Raw genomic sequence first — 9467 nt, 5'->3', positions numbered from 1 at the left:
CCTGACCCCATGCCGAACTCAGAAGTGAAACGCCGTAGCGCCGATGGTAGTGTGGGGTCTCCCCATGTGAGAGTAGGGAACTGCCAGGCATCAAATAAGTGAAGAGGCCATCCGAAAGGATGGCCTTTTTGCGTTTCTGCGTTGCACAAACTAATCCCCCACAACGTACTGCTTATACGGTAAACTACCTGCGTTTTTGCATCAGGATAGCGCCTATGAACCACTCCCTTAAGCCCTGGAATACCTTTGGTATTCAACGGAATGCTAATCACATTGTACGCGCCGATACGGCCCAGCAACTGCTGGATGCATGGCAACGCGCAACAGAAAACAACGAACCTGTACTGATTCTGGGCGAAGGCAGCAATGTCCTGTTTCTCGATGATTTTGCCGGGACGGTCATTATTAACCGCATCATGGGAATTGAGGTCGAAGAGTGCGCCGATAGCTGGCGTTTGCGCGTAGGTGCCGGCGAAAACTGGCATCAACTGGTGCAATATACCCTCGAAAAAGGGATGCCGGGACTGGAAAACCTGGCTCTCATCCCGGGCTGCGCGGGATCATCGCCCATTCAAAATATCGGTGCGTATGGCATCGAACTCAAACACGTGTGCGACTATGTCGACTGCATTGAGCTGGCGACCGGTACGGCTCAGCGTTTAACGGCAGAGCAGTGCCGTTTTGGCTACCGTGACAGCATCTTCAAACATGAATATCAGGATCGCTACGTCATTGTCGCTGTGGGCCTGCGTCTGTCCAAAACCTGGCAGCCGGTGCTGACCTATGGTGATTTAACGCGCCTCGATCCGGCAACCGTCACCCCTCGCGATGTGTTTGACTCGGTTTGCCATATGCGCATGACCAAACTGCCCGATCCCAAAGTAAACGGAAATGCCGGCAGTTTCTTCAAAAACCCGGTCATAAGCAGCGAAAACGCGAAAGCATTGCTGGCTAAATGGCCTACTGCCCCGCATTACCCGCAGGCGGATGGCAGCGTGAAGCTGGCCGCAGGGTGGCTTATCGATCAGTGCCAGTTAAAAGGTACTGCCGTGGGCGGCGCAGCGGTTCACCGTCAGCAGGCACTGGTGCTGATCAATCAACACGATGCGACCAGCGACGACGTAGTGCAACTGGCGCACCATGTGCGTCAGCAAGTGGGTGAGAAATTTAACGTCTGGCTGGAGCCGGAAGTCCGCTTCATTGGTCGTACGGGTGAAGTGAATGCTGTGGAGGCTATCGCGTGAAGGACAATACCATCCCGTTAACCCTGATTGGCATCCTTGCCGACGGTGAGTTTCATTCTGGCGAGCAATTAGGCGAGCAATTGGGCATGAGCCGTGCTGCCATTAATAAACATATTCAGACCCTCCGCGACTGGGGGGTTGATGTCTTCACCGTGCCCGGAAAAGGCTACAGCCTGCCGGAGCCTATTCAGCTCCTGAATGAAGAACTCATCCGCAGCCAGATAGGGCAGGGTAACGTGGCCGTATTGCCGGTCATCGATTCGACAAACCAGTACCTGCTGGAGCGGATAGGCGAGCTGGAATCAGGGGATGCCTGCGTTGCAGAGTACCAGCAGGCCGGGCGCGGCCGTCGCGGGCGTAAGTGGTTCTCGCCGTTTGGCGCAAACCTCTATCTTTCCATGTACTGGCGCCTTGAGCAGGGGCCTGCCGCCGCAGTGGGTCTGAGTCTGGTGATTGGTATCGTTATGGCGGAAGTTCTGCACGAGCTTGGCGCGGATAAAGTACGGGTAAAATGGCCAAACGACCTTTACCTGAACGATCGTAAGCTTGCCGGTATTCTGGTCGAACTGACGGGAAAAACAGGCGATGCGGCGCAAATTGTCATTGGTGCCGGTCTCAATATGGTAATGCGAAATGTGCAAAGCGATGTGGTGAATCAGGCGTGGACCAACCTGCAGGAAGCGGGGATCACCATCGATCGCAACACGCTTGCCGTGCGTATGATTAAAGAGCTGCGTACCTCCTTGTCTCTCTTTGAACAGGAAGGGCTGGCATCGTTCCTGTCTCGCTGGGAAAAACTTGATAACTTTATCAACCGGCCGGTGAAACTGCTGATTGGTGATAAGGAGATCTACGGTATCTCTCGCGGCATTGATGCACAGGGTGCCCTGCTCCTGGAGCAGGATGGCGTCATCAAGCCCTGGGTGGGCGGTGAGATCTCCCTGCGCAGCGCTGAATAAATGAGTATGCGCCCTAGAGGATATTCCGCGAGCCTGAAAATGCTCGTCTGGCTCGCGGAACAATCATTCCCTCTCCCCGAGGGGAAGAGGGTCTGGAGAACTTACTGCGGATAAGGTACCCAGTCTCCGCCGTTCAGGCGAACGTACGGTTTGTTCTGGTACTGAATGACAACCGCATTCGCATTCTCTGACACTTCCGCGGTTTGCGGCAGATTGCTGGTGAGCTGATCCCAGTTCACGCTATCTTCCACAAACAGCTTACCATCGACCGCGCGGGCCACGAGCTCAGAGATGGCCAGATAGCTGACTGGCTGAGTGATCTCAATCGGTGCGCCCTGATGCGGTGCCTTCATACCAAAGAATTTAATCCCGGCCGGCACGTTGGTAATGGACGGGCTGGGAATATCGCGCAGGCCGGACACCTGCATTCTGTCGCCTTTCAGCGCCCCACCGTGCTCCGGAACGACAACCACCATCACTTTACGGCCAGATTTTTCCAGCTCAGTGAAGAACGCATCCAGCTCATCAAAGAACTTCTGCGCACGCACTTTGTAATCCGCCGTTTTGCTCACGCCCGGGAAGTGGTTACCGTCGTGAAGGGGCAGGGTGTTATAGAACGTGGCGCTGCGCGGATTGCTGTCTTTTTCAATGGTCTGCAACCAGCGCTGTAGCACGGCGGTATCGTCATAGACTGGCGAGCCGTCGAAGCCCAGCAGCGTGACCGGCAGCCCGGTTTGGTCCATCAGCGGTGCCTGCATCCCCCTTCTTCACGTACCTCTTTCAGGAAGTTACCGAACTGACCGTTATGCCCCAGCATCAAGTGCTGCGTAAAGCCCAGTTTCGCCAGGTTATCGAACAGATAACACTGGTTGCCAGCGGGCTGATACAAATTCTTGTGCGATGGCTGGCCGCAGCTTGCTCGCAGCAGGCGGATGGCCGCCGGGCCGCTGTACGAGGTGGCAGAGTTAAAGTCTTTAAACTGGATATCGAAATGCGACCACAGCGGGTGCGACATTAAACCAGCCGCATCAACGTCAGCCCAGGAGAGGGAGCAGATGTTAATTACCAGCAGTTCAAACGGCTGAGCATCTGCCGGGAGTGCATCCGGGAATTTAGTCTGACGCTTATCTTCCGCGGTGTAGAAGCTGGAAAGCCAGGCATTCAGGTTGGTTGAGGTCGGCGGTGCGGTCTGCGCTGGAATATCGCCCACCACCGGCGTGTCGCCTGCCGTAGCAACGGTTGCTGCCGCGCTTCCTCCGGTGGTGGTCACCGTGCTGGTCGGTTGACCGGCAGGCCACAGGGAAAAACTTGGCCCAGCCAGCGTCAGAACGTTCAGCCAAATCATAATGGCAACGACAAACACCGTGACGCGGATCCACTGTGACAGAAACAGCCAGGCAACCAGCAGCACAAAGACCGCGCCAATCATCTGCCAGTTAATAAAGCGCTCGGTCAGGTCGAGGATATAGCTGGCGCTAAACCCGGCGACCTGCGAACCCTGACTCATGATGCTGTCCGGCCCCGGCAGCCAGGTATCATGCCAGAACAGCGCAAAACCCAGCGGGATGGCAACCCAGTGACGCAAGCGATGCAGCCTGATATTGGGCAGCGGCATCAGCAGGAAGGCCATAAACACCAGGTTCAGCAGAGGATGGAAGTTCAGATAGCCAGCCCACAGCAGACCAAACTTCACCAGAAAGTAGAAGTTCCAGCCGGAAAGGCCGCGCCAGTATTGCCACAGAGGCGATGGTGACGAAGCGGTATAAGTTGAGTTAGTCATGTTTTCGGTCTGCCTTGACGTGTGTTGCCCGTGTCAGTGTTCCGGCTGGTTTGACATAGCGAGGTTTGCCAAACGCCATTCTGGCCGTATCGCGAATACGGCGCAGTGAATGGCGTGCATAATAACCAAGCGGGAAAAAGATCATCGCACAGAATACAACCAGTTGAATGATATCGCTGATATTCATGATGGTGCGTTCTCCCCATTCTCAGTTAATAAGCGAAGGGGTTCCGGAACCCGACGCCAGATATGGCCGTCATGCCGTGCATTGAGGATCGGTTTGATATCGCTCGTGACAGGCAGCGGTTTCACCCAGTTTTCAGGCGCGAGGGCACGCATCTGCACCAGCTCAGCGCTGATCAGATTGTCTTCGAACCAAATCATACGGTTTGAGAAAATATCCCCGGTAGGCAGCGGGAAGATATGGTTCAGTGCGGTATCGAGATCGTTCACCCGACAAAAAGACAAAAACAGTACCAGGCGGTTGTCGCCAATCGTCATGATGTCCCCGGTACGGTTCGGGCGGCATAAGGTGAGCGCCTGTTCCACGCGGATCCCCGGTACAGGACGCAGGGCAACCATTACCCCTTTCCCGTCTGCAGGAAGCAGCGTGTTGTTCATCATGTTGCCAACGGCATCGCAGAAGGTATCCCATTTCTGATAACCACGCAGTTTCATCGGCTGCGTCATGGAAAGCAGCGTGGAAATATCTTCCGGTACGTGGCGGTTGAACTGCTGCCCCTGGACACTTTCGATAAGCGTCAGGCAGCGTGACAGAGGGGCATTCCACGGGATAACCATGTTTGCGCCACAGCCCAAAAGCAGACGCTCATCCGTGGCACGCAGGCTGGTATTGTTTTCGCGTACCACAATTTTTAACGCGCTGCCGCGTTGACGACGTAAGGTATGAATTTGTCGTGCCAGCGTTTCAATCTGATTGTTCTGCATCAGCGAGAAAACAAGGGTTGCCGCCTGCGTCGTGCGGGCTTCATGAAAAAGCGCTTCATTGGACTCAAACAGGGACCAGTTTTCAGACAGCGCGGGCGCCCCCTCCAGTACCGCAATATGGCTCAGGATCCGTTTTTCATCGCTGCGCGGTTGCACCACGGTTTCTTCTTGCTGGGCAAGGTGCCACTCGCCGTCAATATGTTTAAGCGTAAGCTGCTGTCTGGCGCTCACGCCTTTTTCATTACACCAGAATGCAATATCGTAGAGATAGCTGCCCGCCTGGTCGCGCAGACTCGCCAGGCCGAATAGCGAGCGATACTCCGCCATTAAAAGTGAGAACAGCTTGTCGTTATTACTGCCGGGATTGATTATCAATAGCGTGCAATTTTGAAATTTTGCCCATTTATTGATTTTTTCCAGCCACTGCAGCAGTTTCTCCGTCGGGATATTTTGCAGGGCGTTATGTGAACATTTAAGAATCAATAAAAAGCGGTCTGGATTGATGGAACACTGAATGTCGCGGGACAAATAGTATAGACTATCTACTTCCGACGGCATGGAAAACAAGCGTACCGTCTGTGGACCGCGGTCTCGCTCAAGCGTAATAATTTGCTTCGGGTCTTCGCCCATACTAATGACAGCGACCCGGGAGTCCTTACCCTGCGCGGCAATTGTCTGGTTTACCAGACTGATAGCATCTTCATTACGATCCGAATTAACCCACCAGACTCCTCCGACTGGCATGTGGCGCAATTCGTCCCATAATGACTGGATGCCAATAGAAAATATGGAGTCCACGGTGTCCCTCTTTTCGTCTAATTTATCTGTATATCAGTTTACTAGCGAAAGCGTAGAAATAAACCTAACATTGAAATTAAAGAGCATCAGATTTAGCATGTAAATGAAATTTCACAGGGCAGGAAGCCTCGCGACTTCAGAGAGTAAAATGATACTCAAAGGGATGGAAAAAAATGGATAATAACGAACCCGGAACCCCAGTCGATTCGACCCTGGGTTACACATTCCAAAACGATTTTCTGGCGCTGACGCAGGCCTTTTCTTTACCTGAAATAGATTACACCGATATTTCCCAGCGGGAACAGTTGGCTGCGGCTATTAAACGTTGGCCGTTATTAGCTGAATTTACCCAACAACAATAAGGGAGCCATTGATGGCCATACTCGGATTACAGGGCGTCCGTGGTGGAGTGGGTACAACATCCGTTACCGCGGCGCTGGCGTGGTCATTACAGCTTTTAGGTGAATCGGTGCTGGTGATTGACGCCTGCGCCGACAATTTGTTGCGTATGTCATTTAACGTCGACTTTACCCGTACAGAGGGTTGGGCCCGCGCGTTGCTTGATGATAAAGACTGGCGTGATGCGGGTCTGCGTTACACCTCCCAGCTCGATCTCCTGCCGTTTGGTCAACTGACCACGACAGAGCGTGAGAATGAAGCCGCCTATCAGCGTTTATTTTCGCAATTCACACTCGCGCTGCAGAGCCTCAAAGAAAAAGGCCATTATCAGTGGATCCTGCTGGATCTGCCGCACGGTGCCGGCACGCTGACCCGACAGCTGATTGCCCAGTGCGACCACGTGCTCTCCATTGTGAATGTCGATGCTAATTGCCATATCCGTCTACATCAGCAGGGATTGCCCCAGAATAGCCATATCCTGATTAACGATTTACGCATTGGCAGCCAGATCCAGGACGATCTGTATCAGGTCTGGCTGCAAAGCCAGCGTCGTCTGCTGCCGATTGTGATCCATCGTGATGAGGGGATGGCGGAATGCCTCGCCTCCAAACAGCCACTTGGCGAGTATCGTAGTGATTCGCTGGCGGCAGAAGAGATCCTGACGCTGGCGAACTGGTGTCTGCTGCACTTCGCCCAAGAGGCGGATCCTGCCAGGGGTACGGTATGAGTCGACTCGCCAGCTGGTTACTCATCCCGCCGGTCAGTTCGCGTTTAAGCGACCATTACCGGCATTATCGCCGGCATGGTGCCTCGGCATTTAGCGCCGCGTTCGGCTGTTTCTGGATGATTCTGGCCTGGATGTTCATCCCCCTCGAGCACCCCCGCTGGCAGCGCATTCGTGCGCGACACAGTGAATTGTATCCGCACATTAATCCTGACCGTCCACGGCCGTTAGATCCGGCGCGGTACATCATTCAGGCCATCTGGCTGGTGGTTACGTCGCCGCGGCAGGAGAAAAAGACGCCGCACTGGCGCAGCTTCAGCCGGGTCCAGCTTTTACGCGAACGCTATCATCAGTGGCTGGACAGGCTGCCTGACCGCGTGGGCGATAAGACCAGCCATCTGGATAACCATAAAGAACTCGGGCATCTGCATCCGGGTTTACGGCGTTTTATTCTGGGCGTGATTGTTGTCTTCTCGCTCATTCTGGCGCTGGTCTGTATCACGCAACCCTTTAACCCGCTGGCGCAGTTCACTTTCCTGATCCTGCTGTGGGGCGTGGCGCTGCTGGTGCGGCGTATACCGGGGCGCTTCTCCGCCCTGATGTTGATTGTGTTATCACTGACCGTCTCCTGCCGCTATATCTGGTGGCGTTATACCTCAACGCTGAACTGGGATGACCCGGTCAGTCTGGTATGCGGTCTGGTGCTGCTGTTTGCTGAAACGTACGCCTGGATCGTGCTGGTGTTGGGCTATTTCCAGGTGATCTGGCCGCTCAACCGCCAGCCGGTTCCGCTGCCAAAAGATACGTCGCAGTGGCCGACTGTCGATCTCTTTGTGCCGACCTATAACGAAGATCTGAGCGTGGTGAAAAATACCATTTACGCCGCGCTGGGTATCGACTGGCCCAAAGATAAGCTCAAAATCTGGATCCTGGATGACGGCGGTCGGGCCGCGTTCCGTGAGTTCGCGCAAGAGGTGGGCGTTGAGTATATCGCCCGTACCTCTCACGAACATGCCAAAGCCGGGAACATCAACAACGCGCTGAAGTATGCGACAGGGGAGTTTGTCTCCATCTTTGACTGCGACCACGTGCCGACGCGCTCGTTCCTGCAGATGACGATGGGCTGGTTCCTGAAAGAGAAAGCGCTGGCGATGATGCAGACGCCGCACCATTTCTTCTCGCCGGATCCGTTTGAACGTAACCTCGGCCGTTTCCGTAAGACCCCGAACGAAGGCACGCTGTTCTATGGCCTGGTGCAGGACGGCAACGACATGTGGGATGCGACCTTCTTCTGCGGTTCCTGTGCGGTTATCCGCCGTAAACCGCTGGATGAAATTGGCGGCATCGCGGTTGAAACGGTCACTGAAGATGCCCATACCTCGCTACGCCTGCACCGTCGCGGCTATACCTCGGCCTATATGCGTATCCCTCAGGCGGCCGGTCTGGCGACGGAATCCCTGTCGGCGCATATCGGCCAGCGTATTCGCTGGGCGCGCGGGATGGTACAAATTTTCCGTCTTGATAACCCGCTGTTGGGTAAAGGCCTCAAGCTGGCGCAACGTCTGTGCTATGTCAACGCCATGTTCCACTTCTTATCCGGTATTCCGCGGCTGATCTTCCTGACCGCGCCGCTGGCGTTCCTGCTTCTTCACGCCTATATCATCTACGCGCCCGCGCTGATGATTGCGCTGTTTGTTCTGCCGCACATGATCCACGCGAGCCTGACCAACTCGAAGATTCAGGGCAAGTATCGCCACTCATTCTGGAGTGAAATCTACGAAACGGTGCTGGCCTGGTACATCGCGCCGCCAACGATGGTCGCGCTGATTAACCCGCATAAAGGCAAGTTTAACGTCACCGCGAAGGGTGGCCTGGTGGAAGAGGAGTATGTCGACTGGGTGATCTCCCGTCCGTACATCTTCCTGGTGCTGCTGAACATTGTGGGGGTGATTGCCGGTATCTGGCGCTACTTCTACGGTCCGGAAAACGAAATCCTGACGGTGTTCGTCAGTATGGCATGGGTATTTTACAACCTGATTATCCTTGGCGGCGCAGTGGCGGTATCAGTGGAGAGCAAGCAGGTACGTCGCGCGCATCGTGTTGAAATCAGCATGCCTGCGGCGATAGCCCGTGAAGATGGTCATCTCTTCTCCTGTACCGTTCATGACTTCTCCGACGGTGGTCTGGGTATCAAAATCAACGGTCAGGCGAAGGTGCTGGAAGGGCAGAAGGTTAACCTGTTGCTTAAGCGTGGCCAGCAGGAGTATGTCTTCCCGACACAGGTTGTGCGTGTGGCAGGCAATGAAGTGGGTCTGCAGCTGATGCCGCTGACCAGGAAGCAACATATTGATTTTGTGCAGTGTACGTTTGCCCGCGCGGATACGTGGGCTCTCTGGCAGGACAGCTTCCCGGAAGATAAACCTCTGGAAAGCCTGCTGGATATTCTGAAGCTGGGGTTCCGTGGCTATCGTCACCTTGCAGAATTTGCCCCGTCGTCGGTGAAAATAATTTTCCGGTCACTTACTTCGCTGGTTTCCTGGGTCGTGTCGTTCATTCCTCGTCGTCCTGAGCGGGATGAGGCGAAGCAGGCGGACCCGGTTATGGCTCAACAATGA

7 protein-coding genes, 1 rRNA gene and 1 pseudogene are annotated in these 9467 nt (G+C 54.7%); 6 read left to right on the top strand and 3 right to left on the bottom strand.

Annotated features, from left to right (window positions below; translation table 11 throughout):
- The 3 genes from rrf to birA form a co-directional block, all read left to right on the top strand.
- Positions 1 to 89, top strand: a 5S ribosomal RNA gene (gene rrf, locus ACMWKA_RS21370); the annotation flags it as partial.
- Positions 90 to 215: 126 nt separating this feature from the next.
- On the top strand, positions 216 to 1244 hold the full coding sequence (murB, locus tag ACMWKA_RS21365) for a UDP-N-acetylmuramate dehydrogenase (protein WP_058680820.1): 1029 nt from the start codon (positions 216 to 218) through the stop codon (positions 1242 to 1244).
- A complete protein-coding gene (gene birA / locus ACMWKA_RS21360) occupies positions 1241 to 2203 on the top strand; it encodes a bifunctional biotin--[acetyl-CoA-carboxylase] ligase/biotin operon repressor BirA (protein ID WP_013099224.1) in 963 nt (320 codons plus the stop codon). The genes murB and birA overlap by 4 nt, the downstream gene beginning before the upstream one ends.
- Positions 2204 to 2304: 101 nt before the next feature.
- Here the strand turns inward: birA and bcsG are convergent.
- The 3 genes and pseudogenes from bcsG to bcsE all read right to left on the bottom strand — a co-directional run bounded on the left by bcsG (position 2305) and on the right by bcsE (position 5729).
- A pseudogene (gene bcsG / locus ACMWKA_RS21355) lies at positions 2305 to 3983 on the bottom strand (cellulose biosynthesis protein BcsG).
- A complete protein-coding gene (bcsF, locus tag ACMWKA_RS21350; protein WP_250021348.1) occupies positions 3976 to 4173 on the bottom strand; it encodes a cellulose biosynthesis protein BcsF in 198 nt (65 codons plus the stop codon). The pseudogene bcsG and the gene bcsF overlap by 8 nt, the downstream one beginning before the upstream one ends.
- Positions 4167 to 5729, bottom strand: a complete 1563-nt coding sequence (bcsE, locus tag ACMWKA_RS21345; RefSeq protein WP_414760588.1) for a cellulose biosynthesis c-di-GMP-binding protein BcsE — start codon at positions 5727 to 5729, stop codon at positions 4167 to 4169. Before bcsE ends, bcsF begins: the two co-directional genes overlap by 7 nt.
- A gap of 173 nt (positions 5730 to 5902) precedes the next feature.
- Here bcsE and bcsR point away from each other — a divergent pair, with 173 nt between their 5' ends.
- From bcsR to bcsA, 3 genes are read left to right on the top strand one after another with little or no spacing between them, the layout of a single operon-like run.
- Positions 5903 to 6091: a cellulose biosynthesis protein BcsR gene (gene bcsR, locus ACMWKA_RS21340; protein ID WP_013099220.1), complete on the top strand. Its 189-nt coding sequence runs from the start codon at positions 5903 to 5905 to the stop codon at positions 6089 to 6091.
- 11 nt (positions 6092 to 6102) lie between these two features.
- The gene (gene bcsQ, locus ACMWKA_RS21335) at positions 6103 to 6855 is read left to right on the top strand and encodes a cellulose biosynthesis protein BcsQ (RefSeq protein ID WP_013099219.1); all 753 of its coding nucleotides are present in this window, start codon (positions 6103 to 6105) and stop codon (positions 6853 to 6855) included.
- Positions 6852 to 9467 (top strand): UDP-forming cellulose synthase catalytic subunit, encoded by a 2616-nt coding sequence (gene bcsA / locus ACMWKA_RS21330; protein WP_029883686.1) that lies wholly within the window; start codon positions 6852 to 6854, stop codon positions 9465 to 9467. Before bcsQ ends, bcsA begins: the two co-directional genes overlap by 4 nt.

Source organism: Enterobacter sp. 03-F-07-AD-ECC (assembly GCF_047530935.1).
GTDB classification, from domain to species: domain Bacteria; phylum Pseudomonadota; class Gammaproteobacteria; order Enterobacterales; family Enterobacteriaceae; genus Enterobacter; species Enterobacter cloacae.
Note: the sequence above shows the minus strand (reverse complement) of the source record. Positions and strands in the feature narration are given on the sequence as shown.

What these genes read in the sequence shown, in the direction of transcription:
- bcsA (WP_029883686.1), top strand. Translation starts at nt 6,852, where the DNA reads ATGAGTCGACTCGCCAGCTGGTTACTCATCCCGCCGGTCAGTTCGCGT.
- bcsR (WP_013099220.1), top strand. Translation starts at nt 5,903, where the DNA reads ATGGATAATAACGAACCCGGAACCCCAGTCGATTCGACCCTGGGTTAC.
- murB (WP_058680820.1), top strand. Translation starts at nt 216, where the DNA reads ATGAACCACTCCCTTAAGCCCTGGAATACCTTTGGTATTCAACGGAAT.
- bcsQ (WP_013099219.1), top strand. Translation starts at nt 6,103, where the DNA reads ATGGCCATACTCGGATTACAGGGCGTCCGTGGTGGAGTGGGTACAACA.